The sequence below is a fragment of the Desulfothermus okinawensis JCM 13304 genome, from assembly GCF_054654515.1.
Map to the genome: position 1 here is coordinate 18,811 of NZ_BAAIEW010000008.1, position 21,673 is coordinate 40,483.

20 protein-coding genes and 2 tRNA genes are annotated in these 21,673 nt (G+C 37.7%); 14 read left to right on the forward strand and 8 right to left on the reverse strand.

From position 1 onward, the window contains the following. Window positions 1-66 precede the first annotated feature (66 nt). The 5 genes from ACYQ0O_RS04430 to ACYQ0O_RS04450 all read left to right on the forward strand — a co-directional run bounded on the left by ACYQ0O_RS04430 (window position 67) and on the right by ACYQ0O_RS04450 (window position 4,793). Window positions 67-519 carry a hydrogenase iron-sulfur subunit gene (locus ACYQ0O_RS04430; RefSeq protein ID WP_459891023.1) on the forward strand — a complete coding sequence of 151 codons (453 nt, stop codon included), beginning with the start codon at window positions 67-69 and terminating at the stop codon, window positions 517-519. 89 nt (window positions 520-608) lie between these two features. Beyond that, the gene (locus tag ACYQ0O_RS04435) at window positions 609-1,565 is read left to right on the forward strand and encodes a (Fe-S)-binding protein (RefSeq protein WP_459891025.1); all 957 of its coding nucleotides are present in this window, start codon (window positions 609-611) and stop codon (window positions 1,563-1,565) included. Window positions 1,566-1,579: 14 nt separating this feature from the next. Then, the gene (locus tag ACYQ0O_RS04440) at window positions 1,580-2,608 is read left to right on the forward strand and encodes a 4Fe-4S dicluster domain-containing protein (protein WP_459891027.1); all 1,029 of its coding nucleotides are present in this window, start codon (window positions 1,580-1,582) and stop codon (window positions 2,606-2,608) included. Between the two features lie 20 nt (window positions 2,609-2,628). Then, window positions 2,629-3,468 carry an FAD/NAD(P)-binding protein gene (locus ACYQ0O_RS04445; protein ID WP_459891028.1) on the forward strand — a complete coding sequence of 280 codons (840 nt, stop codon included), beginning with the start codon at window positions 2,629-2,631 and terminating at the stop codon, window positions 3,466-3,468. A 98-nt stretch (window positions 3,469-3,566) separates the two neighbouring features. Beyond that, window positions 3,567-4,793, forward strand: coding sequence for a GGDEF domain-containing protein (locus tag ACYQ0O_RS04450; RefSeq protein ID WP_459891029.1), 1,227 nt, complete (start codon window positions 3,567-3,569; stop codon window positions 4,791-4,793). 6 nt (window positions 4,794-4,799) lie between these two features. On the opposite strand, the gene ACYQ0O_RS04455 is transcribed toward ACYQ0O_RS04450, so the two are convergent. The 8 genes from ACYQ0O_RS04455 to ACYQ0O_RS04490 all read right to left on the reverse strand — a co-directional run bounded on the left by ACYQ0O_RS04455 (window position 4,800) and on the right by ACYQ0O_RS04490 (window position 11,997). Further along, on the reverse strand, window positions 4,800-5,108 hold the full coding sequence (locus ACYQ0O_RS04455; protein ID WP_075068547.1) for a MerR family transcriptional regulator: 309 nt from the start codon (window positions 5,106-5,108) through the stop codon (window positions 4,800-4,802). Between the two features lie 4 nt (window positions 5,109-5,112). Beyond that, a complete protein-coding gene (pheT, locus tag ACYQ0O_RS04460; RefSeq protein ID WP_459891032.1) occupies window positions 5,113-7,539 on the reverse strand; it encodes a phenylalanine--tRNA ligase subunit beta in 2,427 nt (808 codons plus the stop codon). A 185-nt stretch (window positions 7,540-7,724) separates the two neighbouring features. Next, entirely contained in the window at window positions 7,725-8,783 is a 1,059-nt protein-coding gene (gene pheS / locus ACYQ0O_RS04465; RefSeq protein ID WP_459891034.1) for a phenylalanine--tRNA ligase subunit alpha, read from the reverse strand. A gap of 4 nt (window positions 8,784-8,787) precedes the next feature. Beyond that, window positions 8,788-9,138 carry a 50S ribosomal protein L20 gene (gene rplT, locus ACYQ0O_RS04470; RefSeq protein WP_459891036.1) on the reverse strand — a complete coding sequence of 117 codons (351 nt, stop codon included), beginning with the start codon at window positions 9,136-9,138 and terminating at the stop codon, window positions 8,788-8,790. Between the two features lie 41 nt (window positions 9,139-9,179). After that, window positions 9,180-9,374: a 50S ribosomal protein L35 gene (gene rpmI, locus ACYQ0O_RS04475; RefSeq protein ID WP_075068548.1), complete on the reverse strand. Its 195-nt coding sequence runs from the start codon at window positions 9,372-9,374 to the stop codon at window positions 9,180-9,182. 35 nt (window positions 9,375-9,409) lie between these two features. Further along, window positions 9,410-9,943, reverse strand: coding sequence for a translation initiation factor IF-3 (infC, locus tag ACYQ0O_RS04480; protein WP_459891140.1), 534 nt, complete (start codon window positions 9,941-9,943; stop codon window positions 9,410-9,412). Beyond that, window positions 9,927-11,864, reverse strand: coding sequence for a threonine--tRNA ligase (thrS, locus tag ACYQ0O_RS04485; protein WP_459891038.1), 1,938 nt, complete (start codon window positions 11,862-11,864; stop codon window positions 9,927-9,929). The genes infC and thrS overlap by 17 nt, the downstream gene beginning before the upstream one ends. Before the next feature lie 61 nt (window positions 11,865-11,925). Continuing rightward, window positions 11,926-11,997, reverse strand: a tRNA-Val gene (locus ACYQ0O_RS04490). Between the two features lie 190 nt (window positions 11,998-12,187). On the opposite strand from ACYQ0O_RS04490, the gene ACYQ0O_RS04495 reads away from it, so the two are divergent. The 9 genes from ACYQ0O_RS04495 to ACYQ0O_RS04535 all read left to right on the forward strand — a co-directional run bounded on the left by ACYQ0O_RS04495 (window position 12,188) and on the right by ACYQ0O_RS04535 (window position 21,643). Beyond that, window positions 12,188-13,819 carry a sensor domain-containing diguanylate cyclase gene (locus ACYQ0O_RS04495; protein WP_459891040.1) on the forward strand — a complete coding sequence of 544 codons (1,632 nt, stop codon included), beginning with the start codon at window positions 12,188-12,190 and terminating at the stop codon, window positions 13,817-13,819. Next, window positions 13,807-14,352, forward strand: a complete 546-nt coding sequence (locus ACYQ0O_RS04500) for a type I restriction enzyme HsdR N-terminal domain-containing protein (RefSeq protein WP_459891042.1) — start codon at window positions 13,807-13,809, stop codon at window positions 14,350-14,352. The genes ACYQ0O_RS04495 and ACYQ0O_RS04500 overlap by 13 nt, the downstream gene beginning before the upstream one ends. Window positions 14,353-14,634: 282 nt before the next feature. Continuing rightward, window positions 14,635-15,870: a histidine--tRNA ligase gene (hisS, locus tag ACYQ0O_RS04505; protein WP_459891044.1), complete on the forward strand. Its 1,236-nt coding sequence runs from the start codon at window positions 14,635-14,637 to the stop codon at window positions 15,868-15,870. Window positions 15,871-16,019: 149 nt separating this feature from the next. Continuing rightward, entirely contained in the window at window positions 16,020-17,861 is a 1,842-nt protein-coding gene (aspS, locus tag ACYQ0O_RS04510) for an aspartate--tRNA ligase (RefSeq protein ID WP_459891046.1), read from the forward strand. A gap of 25 nt (window positions 17,862-17,886) precedes the next feature. Continuing rightward, on the forward strand, window positions 17,887-18,402 hold the full coding sequence (gene def / locus ACYQ0O_RS04515; RefSeq protein WP_459891048.1) for a peptide deformylase: 516 nt from the start codon (window positions 17,887-17,889) through the stop codon (window positions 18,400-18,402). Further along, complete coding sequence (gene fmt, locus ACYQ0O_RS04520) at window positions 18,399-19,331, forward strand: methionyl-tRNA formyltransferase (protein ID WP_459891050.1); 933 nt, start codon at window positions 18,399-18,401, stop codon at window positions 19,329-19,331. The genes def and fmt overlap by 4 nt, the downstream gene beginning before the upstream one ends. A gap of 6 nt (window positions 19,332-19,337) precedes the next feature. Next, complete coding sequence (locus ACYQ0O_RS04525; RefSeq protein WP_459891052.1) at window positions 19,338-20,153, forward strand: DUF116 domain-containing protein; 816 nt, start codon at window positions 19,338-19,340, stop codon at window positions 20,151-20,153. Beyond that, on the forward strand, window positions 20,140-21,450 hold the full coding sequence (locus ACYQ0O_RS04530; protein ID WP_459891054.1) for a transcription antitermination factor NusB: 1,311 nt from the start codon (window positions 20,140-20,142) through the stop codon (window positions 21,448-21,450). The genes ACYQ0O_RS04525 and ACYQ0O_RS04530 overlap by 14 nt, the downstream gene beginning before the upstream one ends. A 120-nt stretch (window positions 21,451-21,570) precedes the next feature. After that, window positions 21,571-21,643 (forward strand) — tRNA-Val (locus ACYQ0O_RS04535). The last annotated feature ends 30 nt before the right edge of the window (window positions 21,644-21,673 follow it).

Sequence of the window (21,673 nt, forward strand, 5' to 3'; positions counted from 1 at the left end):
CTACTTGGGATTTTCTCCCCTTTAGGTCCTGTAAAAATAAAAACTTTATACCCAGGAGAAACTAAGATGACGAACTTTGAACCAAAGATAGTTGCATTTTTATGTAACTGGTGTAGCTATGGAGCAGCTGATTTAGCTGGTGTTAGCAGGATGGAATATCCTGCAAATATCAGAATTATTCGAGTCCCCTGCTCTGGAAGTATGAGCCCAAAGTTCATATTGGAGGCGTTTAGGCAGGGTGTAGATGGCGTATGGGTATCTGGCTGACACCCAGGCGACTGCCACTATATTAGTGGCAATTTGTTCGCTAGACGGCGGTTCGCTGTCTTAAAGAACTTACTTGAATACATAGGGATTGAGCCAGAGAGGCTGCATTTTACATGGATATCCTCAGCAGAGGCAGGGAGGTTTCAGGAAAAGGCCAAGCAGATAGTTGAAGCAGTAAGAAGCGTTGGACCTGCTAAAGAAAAGAAGAAGCTAATTAAGGATTTAAAACCAATTGCAATAAATTTGGGATAGATGAAAGTTCAACGTTCGACGTTCAAAGTTCAAGGTTTTTTATATAATATTGAACCTGGAACCTTGGACGTCACAATGTAGGAGGCAATATGTTAGAAGAATATACCAATAAGATAAGGGAGGCGGCAAAGCGCCTTTTAAAGGACAAAAAGGTAGATTGTGTCCTTGGATATAGACAGGGTACAATCCCATTAGTTGATGCCCCATACTTTGCATATACAGAAGAAGATTGTGACAACCTCATCTGGTCAAGTTTTTGTACAAAGAACCTGGCTAATTTTTTGATAAAGAGGCAGGACAAGGTAGCAGTTGTGGCCCAGGGGTGTGTTAGTAGGTCCATAGTTGGTCTTATAAATGAAAACCAGGTAAAGAGGGAAAATGTCTATATCCTTGGGATCTGGTCTCCTGGGATGGTGGATAGATGGAAGGTTATTGAAAAGATCGGTGGAAAAGAGATCTATGAGGCAAAGGAAGAAGGGGACAAGATAATTGTCAGTGGTGATGGATTTGAAGAGGTGATAAACAAAAAAGAGGTCTTAAGACAAAACTGCCTCACCTGTGTGCATAGAAATGCAGTGCTTTTTGATGAATTTATAGGGGAGAAAGGTGAGGATATAGGGGGCGGAGATATAGACAATGTTGCAGCACCATGGGAGAATCTGTCCATTGATGAGAGATGGGAGAAATTCAGAGAGACATTTAAGGATTGCATCAGGTGTTATGCATGCAGGAATGTGTGTCCACTTTGTTATTGTAGTGAGTGTTTTGTGGATGAATCAAGGCCCCAGTGGTGTGGAAAGACCCAGGATGAGGCAGATGTATATACTTTTCATATCCTGCGGGCATTCCACTGTGCTGGAAGGTGTGTTGACTGTGGTGCGTGTGAATCTGCCTGTCCAATGGGGATCAAGATGAGGGTACTAACTTCTAAAATAGAAAAAGATATAAGGCAGATGTATGACTATCAACCAGGAATGGAGATAGGCGCAACTCCACCACTTAGTGTTTATAGGCCCAATGATCCAGAAGAATTTATAACCCCATAAAAAGGAAATTAGCTATGGGATATAAATATTTGGCAAAAGAAGATATAAAAGAGCTCTTTGACAAGGTATCTAAGTTGGGGGATGTGTTTGCCCCGACCAAAAAGGGTGTTGATGTAGCCTGGTCTAAAGTTGAAGATGTATCTAAGGTCCTGTTTGATTTTAAAAATACTTCCCTTTCCCCAAAGGGGCTGTTTTTCCCCCAAACAGAGTGCATGTTTGAGTTTAAAAACAACCAGAGGGCGGAAGATGGACTGATTTTACAGGAAATACCACCTTTAGAGAAAAATAGAGTGGTTTTCAATATTCGTCCATGTGATGCCAGGGCATTTTCCATATTGGATAAGGTATTTATGAGGGATGAAGATTCATTGGATGTATACTGGAAGGACAAAAGGGATAAGACTACCTTAATTGGCCTTGCATGCTTAAGTCCCTGTTCTACTTGTTTTTGTACCCAGGTGGGTTCGTCTCCATTTGGAGAAGATGGTCTTGATGTACTTATGATAGATCTAGGTGATAAACTCCTTTTAAAGCCCCTAACAGATAAGGGTAAAGAAATTGTTGGGGATTTTAAGGATGCATCTTCTGAGGATATAAAAAAAGTAGATGAGCTAAAACAAGATGCAGAGAATAAGATAACTACCAGACTATCTATGGATAACATCTTATCCAGGGAGATTTTAGAGGTATATGAAAATCCCTATTGGGATAGGGTACATGAGAGTTGCATAAATTGTGGAGCATGTACTTTTTATTGCCCAACCTGTCACTGTTTTGATATCCAGGATGAGACCAAGGGAGAATATGGAAGGAGGGTAAGGAACTGGGATACATGCATGAGCTGGTTATTTACCCAACATGCATCAGGTCATAATCCAAGGGGAACAAAAAAACACAGGGTAAGGCAGAGATTTATGCACAAATTCAAATATATGCCAATTAAGCTAGATGGTGACATTGGCTGTGTTGGATGTGGTAGGTGCATTCAGGTATGTCCTGTCAATATAGATGTCAGGGATGTAGTAAATAATATGAACAAATAAAAACAAAAAGTGAGATGGCTATGAAGAATCCATATAAACCATATCCAGTAAGGATAAAGAGAGTAGAGATAGCCACAGAAGACAAGAGTCTTCGGACCTTTGAATTTGAGTTTATAAACAAAGAAGATGCAAAGAAGTTTAATTACATGCCAGGTCAATTTGCAGAACTTTCAATACCTGGCTATGGGGAATCCCCAATAGGTATTGCATCTTCTCCAACAGAAGGAGAAAATCTCCTTTTTACAGTATTTAGAATAGGTAAGGTAACCACCAAGCTCCATTCCATGAAAGAAGGTGATGTAATGGGAGTAAGGGGTCCACTGGGTCATCCTTATCCTTTAAAAGAGCTAGAAGGTAAAAACATAGTGATAATAGCAGGTGGATATGCAGTAACCACCCTTCGCTCCACCATGGTATGGCTCCTTCATTCAGACAATCGCCCAAAATATGGAAAAATTACCTTTATCTATGGAGCAAGGACACCAGGACTCCTTCTATATCACGATCAATGGAGAGAGTGGCAAAAAAGAGATGATGTTGACTGCCATATCACAATAGACAGAGAGGTAGAAGGGTGGGATGGCCTTGTTGGCTTTGTTCCCACAATAACAGAACAGGTAGCACCAAATCCAGATAACTCAGTGGCAATAATCTGCGGACCACCTGTGATGATAAAATTCACCCAACCAGTACTAGACAAACTGGGCTGGAAAGGGGAACAGATAATAATGAGCCTGGAAAACCGCATGAAGTGCGGAATAGGTATCTGCGGAAGGTGTAATGTGGGTCCATATTACGTATGTAAGGACGGACCTGTGTTTACCAAAGCCCAGCTTGACAACCTGCCTAAGGAATATTAGTTTTTCCCTTCTTTTCTATTGAAAAATAGGGCTGGTTCAGTGGGAGCAGAGGGTTTACACTGAACCAGCCCTATCCAAACTCTTCTAGGTTTCTATATATGACAAAAAGAAATAAAAGGTTCCCTCCCTTAGTTGCCCTGGTAAATAGGACAATTAAAGATTTGGACTCAGCAACCTATTTTAAATTCCTTAAATTCCCATCCCCATTGGAGAGGTTGTATCAAGAAGAGAGGTTTAAACAGAGGGAGAAAGAATTTGTTGTTATGGGAATATTGGGGATTATACTCTACAATCTATTTATCTTTGCAGATTATATAATGCTTCCTGATGTATGGGAAAAATCACTTTTTATAAGACTTGGAGTTGTAACTCCACTTATGATATTGGGTATAGTTTCTCAAAGGATATCTTTTTTAAGAAAAAGGATTGACTTTTTACTTTCCATCTTAATTATTCTAGTATCAGCGTCAATTATTTTTATGCTTTTTTTAAGTCATCATAAAAATGTCCTTCATTACTATTCTGGTATAGTTCTTGTAGTTATATGTGGAAATATAGTATTTAGATTCAATTTTAAATGTGCTCTATTCTCTTCATTTAGTGTGTGTCTATTATATGGATTATCATCTCCATTTATTATGAAGGGACATGGGGATATAATTTTTAATAGTAATTTGGTTTTAATTTCAGGTGCCATAATGAGTCTTTTTGGTAGTTATTATTTAGAAAAAGAGGATAGAATAAAGTTTCTTTTGAACCAAAAACTAATGAGTGAAAGACATGAACTTAAGGAAATAAATATTTTGCTTGAGAAAAAAGTCAAAAGAGATCCCCTTACAACCCTTTATAACAGAGATTTTTTTTACTATACCTTTGAAAAAGAGTGGAGAAATGGGCAGAGATATAAATATCCAATAGGGATTGTCTTTTTAGACATAGATGATTTTAAGGCATACAATGATAATTATGGACATCAGGCTGGGGATCATGTGCTCAAGATGGTAGCCAAGGCCCTTGCAAAAAATGCCAATAGATTTCACGAGATAGCTGCCAGGTATGGTGGAGAAGAATTTGTTTTGCTTCTTCCCCATGTATCCTTAGAGGAATGTTTAAAGCTGGCTGAAAAGGTGAGGAGAGAAGTTAGGGAACTTGGGATAGAACACGGTTTTTCAACCCACGGGGTTGTAACCGTATCAATAGGAGTATGCAGTGTTATTCCAAGGACAAATCTTAAAAAAGAAGATCTTTTATTGGCTGCTGATCAGGCAATGTATAATTCTAAGAAAATGGGCAAAGATAGAGTGACTCCCTGTAAGATGAAATAGACTAGACTAATATTCTAATATCCTTTTTATCTCAAGTAACTGGTCTTTAATCTCCTTAACAAATAAATTCCACCTTTCCTGTTCCTTGAGTTTCTTCCTTGCACCTTCTATTGTCATCCCCTGGTCATATAAAAGGCGTTTTATCTTAAGTATTATTTTTACTGTTTCCCGTGGATATAATCTCTGACCGCCCTTTGTCCTTATGGTTTTTATCTGAGTAAATTCCCCTTCCCAAAACCTGAGTACATATGGTTCAACACCAACAACCCTGGCCACCTCACCTATTTTGTAGTATCTGCGGCCCAACCTTTCCATTTTTTTAAGGGAATCTTACAGGTAATTTATCCAAAATATATTTACCCAGATGTCCATGTACCTTATCTACTTCTCTGTCTGTTAAAGTCTTTTCTGGATGCCTGTATGTCATCCTTAGGGTTATTCTTTTTTCAATTTTATCTTTAGGCGTATATAAATCTATTAAATTGATCCCTTCCAATAATGCGGACCACTGCTGAGCCCTACTTAATTTGCCTTCTTCTAAGGTGTTTATTATTTTTTCATATGATAGGTCCTGTGGACACACTATGGTCATGTCCCTGTAAACTGGAGGATATTTAGACCAATTTTTAAATTGGACCTTCCTTGATTTTACAATATCAAAAATTTCATCTAAAAACAGCTCTGCCAGGAACACATCGTTTTTTACGTGGTATTCTTTTTTTAATTTTTTGTGCAACAAACCAATAAATCCAACTTCTATTTCGTTTAAATATATTTCAGCTTGAACATCTAGAAAGGGATATTTATTGGTCTGTTTAAATTGTAATTGAGATTTAAGACCCAGTGTTGAAAAGAGGTGTTCAACAAGCCCTTTTATATCAAAAAAATCAATATGTTTGATTTCACTGGACCAATGTCCTGGCTCTCTTTTTCCATGCAGGGCTATGGCAAGTCTATTTTTTTCTAATACACCGGTTTCAGAATTTTCATCTTTTATAAAGACCTTTGCAACTTCAAAGAAGTGTAAGTCCTTATTTAGTCTGTCCAAATTAGTCCTAATTGCCTTAAGTGGACCTGTTATTAGATATGTCCTCATGGTATCCTGGTCTTTGGATAGGGGATTTGCAACAAAAACCATTGTGTCTTCAGCCTCTCCAAGGGAGAGTAATTCATCTCTGTCAACAAAACTGTATGTAATGCATTCTTGGAGTCCTGTCCCCCTGGCCCACTCTTTTATCTTGGATAGAAAGCTGTAGTCTGCCCCATGGTATACTTTTATTTTTTCAAATGATTTGGATATCCTGGGCAAGGTTGCAGGGACCTTTTCCAGTCCATAAATCCTCCCCACCTCTTCCACAAGGTCGATCTCTCTTTCTAGATCCAATCTATAACTTGGTGGAATCACATCAAATTTTTCATTGTCTATTGGGGTCAGTTCACATCCAAGTTTACGTAAAACATCTGTACAAAAATCTGTTTTTGCATCTATGGAAAGGAGGGAAATAGCCCTTTTGGGTCTAAACAATATATGGGAGTTTGTAAATTTTTTGGGCTCATTTTTTACAATCCCCTTTAAAATTGAGCCTCCCCCAAATCTGGCTATTAAATAAGCTGCCCTATCAATTGCCCTTTGTACTCCAAGTTGATCAACTCCCCTTTCAAACCTGTAAGCTGCTTCAGATGAAATGGACAGTCTCCTTGCTGTTTTCCTGATCCTTGAGGGCTTAAACACAGCGCATTCAAGTAGCACATTTTGGGTATTATTGTTGATTTCGGAGTCAAATCCTCCCATAATCCCTGCCAGAGCAACGGGATTTTCAGCGTCCCAGATAAGTAGGTCATCTGTATTAATTTCACGCTCCTGTGCATCTAGTGTCTTGAATTTAATTTTGCCCTCTGGTCTGCCAACTCTAATTTTATTTCCCTTTAGCAAGTCCTTGTCAAAGGCATGTAAGGGATGCCCAAATTCCAAAAGTACATAGTTTGTGACATCCACAATGTTGTTGATTGGTCTAAATCCCATGGCAATTAGTCTGTGTCTCATCCATGCAGGAGCTGGTTTTATCTTTACTCCCTCGATTATCCTTGCTGCGTATAAGGGGCAATCTTCAGGGTCTTGAATCTCTATATCCACATGTGGTTGCCTATCTATCTCTACATTTTTAATTTCAATTTTAGGTAAATTTAAGGGTAGTCCAAAATATGCAGAAACTTCCCTGGCTATTCCAAGGACACTTAAACAGTCCCCTCTATTTGGAGTAATGCCAATGTCAAATACAGTTGTATCTAAATCCAGAGCATCTATTAATTTTGTCCCTGGTTCATACACAGACTCTAGGACCATAATACCTGAGTGGTCATCAGAGAGTCCAAGTTCCCTCTCTGAACAGATCATACCAAGGGATACCTCACCCCTTAGCCTGGCCTTTTTTATCTTAAGGCCTCCTGGAAGTTGAGCTCCCACAGGGGCAAATGCTACATATTGACCTTTGTCTATGTTTGGCGCCCCACATACAACAGGAAGGAGTTGCCCTTTACCTATGTCAACTTTGCACAGTTTGAGTTTATCTGCATTTGGGTGCTTTTCACATTCTACGACATATCCCACAACTATATCTTTGATTTCTTCAAAGGGATTTAAGACCTCTTCAACTTCCAGCCCTATCATTGTAAGTACATGGGCAAGTTTGTCCACATCTCCATTATATGGGGTAAATTCCTTTAACCATTTGACACTGAGATACATAACCTATCCTTTATACGATGATTTAGAAAATTTTTATATAAAAGGGATACTTAAATGCCCCTTGTTTAAACAAGGTCCTTTACTTTCCCCCTGAAAACCGCCTTTAACATTTTCAATTAACAACAAAAAACTTTCTATATGTACTGGTTACTTTTTATATTGTCAAAAATAGTCAAAACATGTGTTCAGGCAGGAAAGTCTACGAATTGGTCAAGGAACCTTATGTCATTTTCAAAGAATATTCTCAGGTCATTGATCCCATACTTTAGCATGGCTACCCTTTCCACTCCTAGCCCAAAGGCAAATCCAGAATATTTTTCTGGGTCATAAGAAACAGCCTCAAATACCTTGGGATCTATTAGCCCGCATCCAAGTATCTCCACCCAACCAGTCTGCTTGCATACACGGCAGGGATTACCATCAACAAAACCTGTGCCATTGCAAATCACACAACTTATGTCTACTTCTGCACTGGGCTCAGTAAATGGAAAAAAGCTGGGCCTGAATCTCACCCTTGTATCCTTGGAAAAGATATTTTGTACAAAATAAGTCAATGTTCCCCTAAGGTCTCCCATATTTACATCCTTATCAACTAAAAAACCCTCTATTTGATGGAACATGGGAGAGTGGGTAAGATCTGAATCCCTTCTATATACCTTACCAGGTGCAATAGCTGCAACTGGTGGTTTGGCCTTTAACATTGTCCTTATTTGAAGGGGTGATGTATGGGTCCTCAGGAGTATGTTGTCTGTTATGTAAAGGGTATCCTGCATATCCCTGGCAGGGTGATCCTTGGGGATATTTAGGGCCTCGAAATTGTAAAAATCTGTCTCAATCTCAGGACCGGTTACAATCTCAAAACCAAGGGATCTAAAAACTGAACAAATTTCTTGAATAGTTATTGTAATAGGATGCAGGGAACCTAAAAATTTATTTCTCCCTGGCAGGGTAATATCCACAAGTCCCTTATCTGATCCTTGGTCTTCTATTTTTTTTAGCTTTTCATCTATAGCATGTGTGATGAAAACTTTTATTTCATTTGCAACTTTTCCTGCCTGGGGTTTGTCTTTGTTTGGTAGATGGGGGAGCTGTTTCATTACCCTGGCGAGCTCCCCTTTTCTTCCAAGGAATTTTACACGGATCTCTTCCACCTCATTGGAGGAGGATACCCTGGATATTTCCTCTGAAAAGCTATTTTTTATTTTTTCTAATTCGTCCAAAAACCCTTTTAAGTCTCTGGCCAATTTTCTACACCTTTGTTTTTGCTATTTCTGCTAGTTTTGAAAATCCCTCTCTGTCATTAATAGCCATGTCTGCCAATACCTTTCTGTTTAAAAGGATATTGTTTTCTTTTAGGCCATACATGAATTTACTATAAGAGAGTCCATGTTCTCTAGCTGCAGCATTAATTCTCATAATCCACAGCCTTCTAAAATCCCTTTTTTTCTTTTTTCTGTGGGCATATGAATTACTCAGGGCCTTTATAACAGCATTTTTTGCAACCCTGTAAACCTTACTTCTGGCACCCCTAAAGCCTCTAGCCATTTTTAGGAGTTTTTTGTGTCGTCTCCTTGTAACAAAACCACCCTTTACTCTCATTTATTTAAACCTCCAAAATATTATGTCAAAATCTCAAGAAATTATAATCCAAGTACCCTTTTTACACCCTTTAAATTAGCTGAATCAACCAGTGCTGGCTTTCTTAAGTTTCTTTTTCTCTTGGGACTCTTTTTGGTCAAAATATGGCTGTGATATGCTTTTCTTCTCTTTATCTTACCAGTTCCCGTTACTTTAAATCTCTTTGCAGCACCCCTATGTGTCTTTAATTTTGGCATACTACCTCCAGATATATTTTTTTATAATTTTAACTCTATTTTTTGGGACCTTTTGTGGCCTTTGGGGCAAATATAACAAACATATTTTTTCCCTCAAACTTTGGACCTTGTTCAATCTTTGCTATATCTTCAAGCTCTTTAATGATATAGTTCAACATTTCTTCACCTTGGTGTTTGTGGATTACTTCTCTGCCCCTAAAAAATATAGTGACCTTACATCTATCACCCTTGCTCAAAAATCGTTTGATGTGATTCATTTTGGTGTTTAAGTCATGCTCGTCAGTCTTAGGCCTTAGCTTTACTTCCTTTAGTTGAACCTGAACCTGTTTCTTTTTTGCCTCTTGCAGTTTTTTCTGCTGTTGGTAAACATATTTGCCATAATCCATTATCTTACATACTGGTGGATCTGCCTGAGGGGCTACTTCTACCAGATCCAATCCCTGGTCATAGGCTATATTTAAGGCCTCTTTGGTATCCATTATACCAAGCTGTTTTCCTGAGGCATCCACCACCCGCACCTTAGGTGCCCTAATTTGTTCGTTGCGTCTTGCTTTAACAGGCGAAGCTATAGCTCATCCCTCCCCTTTTAAAAGGTTCTATACAATCTTGTTTGATTAACTCTACCACTTCTTCTATTTTTTTTGGCCCGAGGGTCTTATTCCCCCTAATCCTTACGTTTATAGTTTCTTCCTCTACTTCTCTGTTTCCAATAACCAATATGTAGGGAATTTTTTCAACCTGGGATTCACGAATTTTTAGATTTAATTTTTCATTCCTGAAGTCTGTTTCAACTCGAATACCTGCATCTCTTAACTTATTATACACTTTTTCACAATAGTTAAGTTGTTCATCAGTTATATTTAATATCCTCGCTTGAACAGGGGCCAGCCAGGTGGGAAAGGCTCCTGCATAGTGCTCAATTAATACCCCCAAAAATCTCTCAATTGCCCCTAAAATTACCCTATGGAGCATAACAGGCCTGTGTTTTTTCCCGTCTTCTCCAATATATGTGAGATCAAAACGGGCTGGGAGGGTAAAGTCACACTGGATTGTAGCGCACTGCCATTTCCTGTTTAAGGCATCTTTTAATTTAATATCTATTTTGGGGCCGTAAAATGCACCTTCCCCAGGACATATGCCATATTCCATTCCAATATATTCCAGGGCCTGTTTTAATGCATTTGTTGCCCTGTCCCAGTCTTGGTCTGAACCAATTGATTTCTCTGGCCTGGTGGATATCTCCACTTCATATTCAAAGCCAAAAAGGGTCATAACATCTTGTACAAACTGCAAGATATTGACAATTTCATCTAAAAGCTGATCTGGCCTGCAGATTATGTGTGCGTCATCCTGGGTAAACTCCCTTACCCTGAGAAGTCCATGGAGTACACCTGATTTTTCGTGTCTGTTTACCTTTCCAAGTTCGAAGTACCTAATAGGTAAGTCCCTATAGCTCCTTATTTTTGATTTATAAATGAGCATGTGAGCCAAGCAGTTCATGGGCTTTAATCCATATTCCTGTTCATCAATTTTAGTGAAATACATATTTTCACGGTAATTATCGTAATGCCCAGATTTTTCCCACAGGTTTTTTCTAAGTAGTTGTGGACCTCTCACCAATTGATATCCACGCTTTAGATGTTCTTTTACCTCAAAATCTTCTAAAATAGTCCTCACCAGGGCACCTTTTGGATGAAAAATAGGCATGCCTGGACCCACTTCATCGTTAAAACTAAATAGATCCAACTGGACACCTAATTTTCTGTGGTCCCTTTTTTTTGCCTCTTCCAACATATTCAAGTATTTTTTCAGTTCTTTTTTGCTTGGCCATGATGTACCGTATATTCTCTGGAGCATCTTGTTGTTTTCATCGCCTCTCCAGTAGGCCCCTGCTATGGATAGGAGTTTAAATGCCTTTATATATGATGTGGATGGTACGTGTGGCCCTCTACACAGATCAATAAAATCATCTTGTATATAAACTGAGACCGTATGGTCTTCTATTTCTTCTAATAGCTCCAATTTATATGTCTCATTTTTCTCAAGAAAGAGTTTTTTTGCCTCTTCTTTGTTAAGGATTTTCCTTTCAATCTTTATGTCTTGTTCAGCCAGCTTTTTCATCTCTTGTTCAATTTTTTCTATATCCTCAGGGGTGAAGGGGGATTCCACATCAAAATCATAGTAAAAACCATCTTCAATTGCAGGTCCAATTGCAACTTTCACATGGGGAAATAACCTTTTTACAGCCTGAGCCATTAGGTGGGCCGTTGAATGCCTGAGTATTTCTAAACCTTCTTTTGAGTTAATTGAAATAGGCTCTAATTTTGCACCTTCTGTATCTATTTTGCAATATAAATCAGTGGCTATGCCATTTACCTTGCAAGCTATAATATCTTTGAGTTTTCCCTTGGATAGATATTTTTTAAGTGCGTCAATAATGATGGTTCCTTTGTCCACTTCCACACTCTTGTCATTTACAAAAATTTGCAATTTTTTTACCTCCCTAAAAATCTAAATAGGGAGGCTTTGTTTGAGCCTCCCTATTTAAAAATAGGCGCGAGGAGATTTGAACTCCTGACCCCTTGCGCGTCAAGCAAGTGCTCTCCCCCTGAGCTACGCGCCTATTAGTTGTGCTACTTAAACACTAAAATTCCCATGTGTCAAGGGTAATTTAACTTAGGGTTAGTGGTATACCTGTGGTTTTTTTGTGCCCAATATATGTTTTGTTCTAATAAAATCTTTTCGTTATTATTGACACATAGTTTAAATGCAGATATTTATTATGCAAAAAGGATGATTAAGAGAACGGGGTCATGGGTTTAAGTAAAGAAAAATTTACCGAGTTTGAATTTTTAGCAGAAAGTTTGCCAATTGCCATCTACCTCTTGGGAAGAGATGGATATTTTAAATATGTGAATAAAAAAATGTGTGAGATATCTGGATACAGTAGAGACGAGCTTCTAAAGATCAAGTTCACTGAACTAATCCACCAGGATTTTAAGGAATTTATGGTTAAGCAGGTGTCCAAGAGATTTAGGGACAATGGAGCCCTTCCAAAATATGAGTTCAAAGGAAAAGGTAAAGGAGGAGTAGAAAAATATCTAGAAGGTCATTTTTCTATTGTGGAAATTGGGGAGGATCAGTACATCTTGGGTCAACTATTGGATATTGATGATAGAAAGAAAATGGAGTTAGAGCTAAGACGAAGAGAAGAGTCTTTGCGCCGGGTTCTAAATACCTCAAACATTGGATACTTTGAAGTAGATTTGGCAGGAAATTTTGTATATGTAAATGAGGCGATAGCAAAGACCCTTGGATATCCAAAAGAAGAGCTTATAGGAATGAACAACAGGGAATATGCAGAACCTAAGTATGCTAAAAAGGTATTCCATGTCTTTAATAAGGTATATAGAGAAGAAAAACCAGTTACATTTTTTAACTGGAAGATTACCACTCAAAAGGGAAAAGAGATCTTTGTTGAGACCTCAGTAGATCTAATATATAGCGAAAAAGGGGAAAAAGTTGGTTTTAGGGGTATAGTCAGAGATATAACCGAGGAGCTACGGGCAAAGAGGGAGTTAGAGGAGAGGGAAAGGTATTACAGGACCATTTTTGAGGGGTCAACCTCTCCCATGATCATCATTGACGGGTATAAAATAGTAAATGCCAACCAGGCCTTTGAGACACTCTCAGGTTATAATAAGGATGAAATTATAGGAAAAATTGAATGGACTAAATTTATTGACAAAGAAGATCTTCCCAGGATGCTGGAATATTACAGGAAGAGAAAGATTGATCCTTTAAGTGTGCCTTCTGAATATGAGTTTACTTTTATAGACAGAAGAAAAAATAAAAAGGAGGTCTTACTAATTGTAAGTCCCTTACCAAATGGTCGTTTTTTGGCATCACTTATGGATATTACTGAAAGAAAGCAGTTGGAGGAAAAGCTAAAATTTATAAGCTTTCACGACCCATTGACAGGGCTATACAATCGCTATTATTTTGAGGAAGAGTTTAGCAGACTTGAAAATTGTCGTTGTCTGCCAGTTGCCCTAATTATTGCTGACCTAGATGGACTAAAATATGTAAATGACACCCTTGGACATAAAATGGGAGATGAATATATCAAGGTCTGTGGCACTATCTTAAAGTCCAGTGTGAGGAAATCAGATGTGGTGGCACGTATTGGGGGAGATGAATTTGGGATAATACTACCTAAAAGCAATGATATAGCGGCAAGGAAAGTGATATCAAGGATAAACGACAAAATTTGTAAATTTAATTTAGACGAGAAGAAGGTATTTGAGGCCAGTATGTCCATAGGTTTTGCTGTGAGTAGTTCAAAGGAATTGGATAGGGATAAGCTTTTTAGGGAAGCGGATAATGCAATGTATGCAGATAAACAGAGGAGAAAAAAATTAAGGGAGCATATATGCATGAGGTAAGATTGGGATTTAAGATAAAAGACTATCTCACAGGAGAAGAGATAGATGCAACCACCTATGAAGACTTGAGACAGGATATTGCAAAAATTATTGTTAAAGATAAGGGGTATCCCAGGGCCAATATTAAATCAAAAGTACAGATAGAGTTTGATGTGGATAAAAAAAGATTTGTTAGAAGTATAGATTTTACCGTATGTTTAGAAGATAGACCAGTTGCTGTAATTATATTTTGTGCAGGTGAGATAGAGACATATGTAAGGGAGGCTGTTTCCCTTGCAAGGCTCATTAAGGGAGGTCCAGCCAGACTGTCCATTGTAACAGATACCCAAAAATTTATTGTCTCAAGCACAAAGGATGGAGAAATTTTATTAAAGGGACCATTTGATAAATTCCCCACCTGGGAAAACTTCCTTGATTTATTGGACAAATCCCCTGAATTTACTCTGGATGTAACTCGCCTTGAAAAGGAAAAACGCATCCTCTACGCCCTATCTCAAATAAGCTGTGAATGCAGAGATTCCTGCAATCTTTAGCATTTATTCCTTTTTGACATTTTGTGTTGGATAGATTATCAACTTTTCATTTTAGGGGTTATAAAACCTTTTCGGTGAGTTAACCTTTAGCCCATAAGTGAAGTTTTTGTTTCACCTTTTAGAATGGGCTTTACCCAAGAGACTGTAATGTTAATTCCATTTAGTCTCACAATATCTCCTTTGTGGGGTAGGTGTGATTTTTTATGAATTTGGTTTATACGCAATATTATTTGTTCCTATTGATAACCCTAACATATTATTAAGGATTGAAAAGTAGATACCATGATAAAAAAGATTAAAGGTTTTGCAGACCTATATCCACCAGAGGTAGAAAAATACTCTTTAATGGAAAAGGTGGCCAGGGAAGTGTTTTTTCTCTATGGTTTTTCAGAGATGAGGACCCCCATAGTGGAAAAAACTGAGCTCTTTGCACGCTCCATTGGGGATGAGACAGATGTGGTTCAAAAGGAGATGTTTTCTTTTCTGGACAAAAAAGGAAGGAGTCTCTCCTTGAGGCCTGAGGCAACAGCCGGGGTCGTTAGGGCGTATATTGAAAACAAGATATACTCAAAAGAGGCCATGTCCAAGTTTTTTACAATTGGTCCCATGTTTCGCTATGAAAGGCCTCAAAAGGGGAGACAGAGACAATTTCACCAGATAAATGTAGAGGTGTTTGGAAGTAGGTCTCCTTACATAGATGCAGAACTCATTATAATGCTAATGGATTTTTTTAATAGACTAAAAATTAGGTCCATATCCCTTGAGGTAAATTCCCTTGGATGTTGTGGGTGTAGGAAATCATATTTAGATAACTTAAGAGAATTTTTGTCAAAAATAGATGAAGATCTACTTTGTGAAGATTGTAAGGTCAGGAGAGAGAAAAATCCTTTAAGGGTCCTGGACTGCAAGGTTCAATCATGTAAAAATATGTATAGAAAAGCACCTAAGATCCTTGATTTTTTGTGCGCTGATTGTGAGATTCATTTTAAAAAGGTGCTGGATCTCCTTGAAATTGAAGGTATAGATGTCAATATAAACAAAAACCTTGTGAGAGGGCTTGACTATTATCAACGGACCACATTTGAGGTAGTTGCCTCTGGAATTGGTGCCCAATCTGCAATAGCTGGGGGTGGGAGATATGATGGTCTTATAAAGCAGCTTGGTGGTCCTGATTTGCCAGGTATTGGATTTGCGTGTGGAATGGAGAGAATTGCCCAGTTAATGGAGGTGCAAGAAGAAAAATGTAGGTATTTTTACATTGCAACTATTGACAAGAATGCATTGGATTTTGCTTATAAAATTTCTTCTATAATTAGAAATAGAGGATTTAAGTGTATCTGTTCATATGATGTTAAGAGTGTAAAGGCCCATCTTAGGGGGGCAAATAAAATAGGTGCGAGATATTGTGTTCTTATAGGAGAAGACGAGTTAAACAACGGAGTTGTTACCCTGAAGGATTTAACCAGTGGCGAACAAAAACAGTTGGCTCTGGAGGGATTAGAAAAAATTTCTTTTTAGCCATTTTTATTAACTCTGCCTATTTCTTTAGCTCCGATTATTGATTGGGTTATGGATAAAGTGATTAGTGAAGGGCATCTAAAACGTTGAACATTGAACTTTGAACCTAAAACGTTGAACCTTGAACAACTAAAATTAAGGAGTATTTCATGGAGCAGGATATAAAAAGGATTGAAACTGAAGAAGAAATTGCCCTTGCTGAAAAGAGGGCTAGGGAAATCTTGGCCTCATTAGGAGGTTGGAAAAGGACCCATTCATGTGGAGAGTTAACAAGTGCAAATTTAGATGAAGAAGTGTGTTTAATGGGCTGGGTTCAATATAGAAGGGACCATGGGGGACTTATATTTATAGATTTAAGGGATAGAGAAGGTCTAACTCAGGTGGTCTTCTCACCTGAATACAACAAAAAGGCCCATGCTGAGGCCCATGTGTTGAGGTCTGAATATGTTTTGGCAATTAAAGGAAAGGTGAGGAAAAGGCCTGAGGGCATGGAGAATTTAAAGCTCACCACTGGTGAAATCGAGGTGGTTGTACTTGATTGGAAACTCTTAAATATTTCTAAGACGCCACCTTTTTTAATAGAAGACAGGATTGATGTTTCAGAAAACTTGAGACTCAAATATAGATATTTGGATATTAGGAGAAATAAATTAAAGGAAAACATAATCTTCAGGCACAAGGCCGCTTCTTGCATAAGAAACTTCCTGAACTCAAATAGTTTTTTAGAAATAGAGACTCCTTTTTTGACCAAATCCACTCCAGAAGGGGCCCGTGATTTTTTGGTACCCAGCAGACTGCACCATGGAAAATTCTTTGCCCTGCCCCAGAGTCCACAGCTATTTAAACAGCTACTTATGGTTGGAGGTCTTGATAGATATTATCAAATAGTCAAGTGTTTCAGGGATGAAGACCTAAGGGCAGATAGACAACCAGAGTTCACTCAGATAGATATGGAAATGAGCTTTGTGGAAGAAGAAGATGTAATGGATATATCTGAGAAAATGATTTACACCCTTGTTAAAGATACATTGGGTGTGGATCTCTCTCTACCCTTCCCAAGAATGAGCTATGACAGGGCAATTGAAAGGTATGGACTTGATAAACCAGATACCAGGTTTGAACTGTTTTTAGAAGATATTACAGAAATAGTTAAGGGATCCAATTTCAGGCTGTTTGCAAAGGCACCCCTTGTAAAGGCATTAAAGGTACCAGGTGGTGCGTCTCTTTCAAGAAAAGAAATAGATGATTATACTGAATATGTGAAAAATTTTGGTGCCCAGGGACTTGCATGGATAAAGATCAAGGAAAATGAGTGGCAGTCACCAATTGTGAAGTTTATGAGTGAGGAGGAGAAAGAGAAGATAGCAGAAAAATTGGGACTTAAAGTGGGGGATATAGTATTTTTCCAGGCTGCCTCACCTGAGGTTGTAAATGATGCCCTTGGAAATTTGAGGGTAAAACTTGCCCAGAGATTTGACTTGATTGATTCAGATAAAATGAATTTTGTTTGGATTGTGGATTTTCCACTATTTCAGTACAATAGTGATGAAAAAAGGTGGGAGGCCTGTCATCATCCCTTTACATCTCCTAAAGATGAGGATGCAGACAAGATACTAACAGATCCCAAAAATGCAAAGGCAAGGGCCTATGATCTTGTGTTTAATGGAAATGAAATTGGTGGAGGTTCAATACGTATACATTCATATGAGATGCAGATGAAGATGTTTGAGGCCCTTTCAATCAGTGTGGAAGAAGCAGAGGAAAAATTTGGATTTTTGTTAAATGCACTAAAGTATGGTGCTCCACCCCACGGTGGCATAGCCTTTGGATTTGATAGATTAATCATGCTACTTTTAAATAAATCAAGCATCAGAGAAGTTATTCCATTTCCAAAGACACAAAAGGGAGCATGTTTACTAACCGATGCACCTTCAAGTGTTGACAAAAAACAACTTCGTGAAGTTGGCATAAAGGTTAGGGAAACCAAATAGGATCTAATAATTTAAGAGGTATTGTATGGGGATTAGAAAAATTGTTTGTTATCCAGACCCAGGACTAAGGGTAAAGACAGAAGAGATAACCACCATTGACAAGGAGATAAAGGACCTTGCAGAGGATATGTTGGATACCATGTATGAAAACAAGGGAATTGGGCTTGCTGCCCCTCAAATAGGGGTCTGTAAGAAGATTGTTACCATAGACCTATCTGGTTCAGATAAGCGGGAAAATCCAATGGTATTAATCAATCCTGAGATCTATGAGAAAGAGGGTGATATAGAAGGTGAGGAGGGTTGCCTTAGCTTTCCTGGATTTAGGTGCAATATTAAACGGGCAGAAAAAATAAAGGTAAGATTTTTGGACTTAGATGGAAAAGAACATGATATATGTGCCCAGAATCTGCTCTCTGTTTGTATCCAACACGAAATAGATCACTTACACGGCAAGCTCATTATAGATTATGCTGGAAGGTTAAAAAAGGCAATGTATGAGAAAAAATTGAAGAAAATTGCAAAAAGGACCCAAAAAAAATGAAGATAGTCTTTTTTGGAAGTCCTGATTTTGCTAGAGTTGTCTTAGACAGGCTTTTGTTATGGGATGGGGGAGAGGTTGTTTTGGTAGTTACCCAGCCTGATAAAAAGGCCGGGAGGGGACGAAAAATAACTCAGACTCCAGTAAAACAACTTTCCTTAAAAAAAGACATTCCTGTAATCCAGCCCAATACTTTAACAGATGAAAATATAAAGAAATCTCTGAAGAAATTTGGAGCCAATATTTTTGTGGTTGTTGCCTATGGTCTTATCTTGCCTGGAGATGTGATTTCAATACCCACTTATGGTACTGTCAATGTTCACGCATCATTACTTCCAAAATATAGGGGAGCAGCCCCAATCCAGTGGGCTATTTTAAAGGGAGAAAAGGTTACTGGTGTAACTATTATGCAAATGAATGAAGGCCTGGATACAGGGCCAATACTTGCTCAAAAGGCACTTGCAATAGGGATAAACGATACATCTAAGGAAATACACGATGAGCTCGCTAAAATAGGAGGCGATCTATTAATAAAGACCCTTGAGAAAATCAAAAACAGAGAAATTGTACCAATTAAGCAGGATGATAGGTGTGCATCCTATGCGCCCAAATTATCCAAAGATATGGGTCTGATAGACTGGAGGGACTCAGCATTAAATATACACAACAAAATTAGGGCACTATATCCATGGCCAATGGCATTTTTTTATTTTAAAGGAAAAAAAGGATCAATTAAGATCCAGTTGTATCCAGGACAAATTGGGGATAGATTAAGCAAGGGGGTATCACCTGGTAAAATTTTAGGTATAAGAGATGGATTTTTGGAAATTGCCTGTATTGACAGGTCATATTTGGTCTCAAGGCTAAAACCTGAATCTTCCAGAATATTAACACCTGAACAATTTGTGTGTGGATATGTATCTAATAAATGACAAGTTATGGATGATAATTTATATTCAAAATTAAGTGAAAAGATACAAAACGAAATTTCTGTAAAAAAAAGGATATTTATATCCCTTCTACTTGCATCATCTGCAGTTATTGTAATATTTTTGCTTTTCTTCTGGTTGATCCCTGTAATTGGTCTTTCAAATATCCATCCACTTGCACCAATTCTCCTTGGAATTTTAGTTTTTTCTATTATACTCCTTGTATTATGGAGTTCTTCATCTTTAGTCCTATCAATTTTATTTAAAAGGCCAATACTTTTTTCAAGAAAAACAAGGGGACTTACTACAAAGATTTTTTTGCCCCTCATGGGATTGGTAGGGGAACTCGTTGGTATATCAAAGGAAAAGGTACGGGCTTCTTTTATAAATATAAATAATGAAATGGTCTTAAATGAAGGTATAAAATATGACCCTGATAGGATTTTAATGCTACTTCCCCATTGCTTGCAAAACAGTAGATGTAAAAATAGACTTACCTACAACATCGATAATTGCAGTCGGTGTGGAAAATGCCCAATAGGGGAACTCCTTAATTTAAGAGATGAATATGGGATAAGAATGGCAATTGCCACTGGAGGTACTATTGCCAGACGCATAGTAGTGGAAAACAGGCCCAGGTTTATTATTGCTGTTGCGTGTGAGAGGGATTTGGCATCTGGCATCCAGGATGTATATCCTCTGCCTGTGTTTGGGATACTCAATATAAGACCATGCGGTCCATGTATAGATACGCTTGTCTCCATTGAAAAAGTAAGATGGGCCTTAGATAAGTTCCTTAAGGATCACGGGAGTGAGAAAAAATAAGACTAAGTCTCCAAGAGAAATAGCATTAGATACTATTATAAAAATAAAAAGGGGAATGCATATCCAAAAGGCCCTGGATATGGTTTTATCTAATGTCAATATAAAAAGGCGGGATTGTGCACTTATTACTGAGCTTGTATATGCATATTTTAGATTAAAAGCAAGGTTAAATTTTGTTTTAAAAAGCAGAATCAGGGGACAATTTAAAAAGTTGCCAGAGAGATTTGTATTATGTATGTGCCTTGGTGTTTATGAAATTTTATATCTTGATAGGATTCCAGATTATGCAAGTGTAAATTTCTATGTAGAATTTATTAAAAAAAAAGTTAATAAGGGGCTAACATCACTTGCAAATGGCGTTCTAAGGACTATTTGTAGAAATAAAGAAGAACTTATATCTCGGGAATTTTATTTAGAAAACACAAGATCAAGAAAGGAATTTTATTCAATATATTATTCAATTCCCATATGTCTGGTTGATCTTTTAGTAAAACAATATGGTTGTGAAGATGCAGAAATTTTTTTAAAAAAATCCATTATTAAACCATATATTGGAATAAGGATTAATAAGAAAAAAAGATCTAGTAAAGAAGTTATAAATATACTAACTAAAAATAAAAGTACAAATAAAAAACTAGAAGATCGTTTATTTGCCCTGGAAGATGCTTCAGATATAGATATTGAAAGGTTAGAACAAGAGGGAATAATTAGTAGAAAATCCTTTGAATCCCAGAAAATATTATTTGACTTGAGTAAAGACAAATGGAATCTCCCAATATGGGATATGTGTGCAGGTTTTGGAGGGAAATTAACACTTTTATTAGAGGAAGACAAAGCACCAATCTGGGCCAGTGATATTGATATAAATAGACTTAAAGGTCTTAAAAGAGAGATATCCCGCCTTGGTTTAGATGATGTTCCTGTCTTTGTTTCAGATTGTACAAAATCAGATCCATTAAAAAAAAGCCCCAACACCATATTAATTGACAGTCCTTGCTCTGGACTTGGTGTAATTAATAGGAGACCTGATTTAAAGTGGAGAATTGATCATAGATTTCTAAAGGAGGTAACCAAAGTTCAGGAAAGATTATTAAATAAGGCCCTGAAAACCATCTCCACATATGGTAGGGTAGTTTATATAACCTGTACCTGGAACAGGGAGGAGAATGAAGGGCAGATTTTGAAATTGGTAGAAAATAATAGGGATATTAAGATTAAGATAGAGAAAGAGGTTAGTATAAATTTCAGTAATGATTTTAGGGAGTTTTTTTATGGGGTGGTGTTAGTAAAAAATTAGGCTGGGGGAAGCGATAAATGCAATATGAGGAAGTGAAATTAAAAAGGGTATTTGTGCTCAGATTTTTTTGTTTTTTATTTCTTGAACTTTCCTTTTACTTTGTTTAAGATAATTTTAATTGGGCGGTTAACTCAGTGGTTAGAGTGCCACCTTCACACGGTGGAAGTCCGGGGTTCGAATCCCTGACCGCCCATTTTTTATTTTAGGTCCATCCTTATAACCT

Coding starts and splice junctions, on each gene's coding strand:
- ACYQ0O_RS04435 (WP_459891025.1), top strand. CDS start 609: ATGTTAGAAGAATATACCAATAAGATAAGGGAGGCGGCAAAGCGCCTT.
- ACYQ0O_RS04440 (WP_459891027.1), top strand. CDS start 1,580: ATGGGATATAAATATTTGGCAAAAGAAGATATAAAAGAGCTCTTTGAC.
- ACYQ0O_RS04445 (WP_459891028.1), top strand. CDS start 2,629: ATGAAGAATCCATATAAACCATATCCAGTAAGGATAAAGAGAGTAGAG.
- ACYQ0O_RS04450 (WP_459891029.1), top strand. CDS start 3,567: ATGACAAAAAGAAATAAAAGGTTCCCTCCCTTAGTTGCCCTGGTAAAT.
- ACYQ0O_RS04455 (WP_075068547.1), bottom strand. CDS start 5,108: ATGGAAAGGTTGGGCCGCAGATACTACAAAATAGGTGAGGTGGCCAGG.
- pheT (WP_459891032.1), bottom strand. CDS start 7,539: ATGTATCTCAGTGTCAAATGGTTAAAGGAATTTACCCCATATAATGGA.
- rplT (WP_459891036.1), bottom strand. CDS start 9,138: ATGAGAGTAAAGGGTGGTTTTGTTACAAGGAGACGACACAAAAAACTC.
- rpmI (WP_075068548.1), bottom strand. CDS start 9,374: ATGCCAAAATTAAAGACACATAGGGGTGCTGCAAAGAGATTTAAAGTA.
- ACYQ0O_RS04495 (WP_459891040.1), top strand. CDS start 12,188: ATGGGTTTAAGTAAAGAAAAATTTACCGAGTTTGAATTTTTAGCAGAA.
- ACYQ0O_RS04500 (WP_459891042.1), top strand. CDS start 13,807: ATGCATGAGGTAAGATTGGGATTTAAGATAAAAGACTATCTCACAGGA.
- hisS (WP_459891044.1), top strand. CDS start 14,635: ATGATAAAAAAGATTAAAGGTTTTGCAGACCTATATCCACCAGAGGTA.
- aspS (WP_459891046.1), top strand. CDS start 16,020: ATGGAGCAGGATATAAAAAGGATTGAAACTGAAGAAGAAATTGCCCTT.
- def (WP_459891048.1), top strand. CDS start 17,887: ATGGGGATTAGAAAAATTGTTTGTTATCCAGACCCAGGACTAAGGGTA.
- fmt (WP_459891050.1), top strand. CDS start 18,399: ATGAAGATAGTCTTTTTTGGAAGTCCTGATTTTGCTAGAGTTGTCTTA.
- ACYQ0O_RS04525 (WP_459891052.1), top strand. CDS start 19,338: ATGGATGATAATTTATATTCAAAATTAAGTGAAAAGATACAAAACGAA.